Source organism: Streptococcus sp. HMSC077D04 (assembly GCF_001808785.1).
GTDB lineage: Bacteria > Bacillota > Bacilli > Lactobacillales > Streptococcaceae > Streptococcus > Streptococcus mitis_BX.
The window spans coordinates 1-302 of record NZ_KV794466.1; the positions used below are offsets into that span (position 1 = coordinate 1).

The 302-nt window shown below is 42.4% G+C and carries 1 pseudogene; it reads right to left on the bottom strand.

The annotated features are described in order from the left end of the window. Positions 1-302 (bottom strand): annotated as a pseudogene (locus HMPREF2701_RS00955) (conjugal transfer protein TrbL); the annotation flags it as partial.

The window sequence follows — 302 nt, forward strand, 5'->3', positions numbered from 1 at the left end:
TCATACTTTGCCCCACCGTGAGCCACAATCGAGGCCACTTGTTCAATGGCGTGACTCGCAATCCCGATGATGGCTTCTACAATCACGGTAGTGTTGGTAATTACAACTGCGACCATAATATAACTAATCAACATCGGGGCTAATGCTTCAAAGGTCATCGCTCCACCTGAGTTAGCAATTTTCTTTGCCATCTTCGAAAATTCTAGGATGAGAACAACTGATAAAATCGCAACTCCAAGAGGTTGCATGACACTTTTAGTAATACTAGACATATAAGTCCAAACTGTTGGATTGTAGCTAGA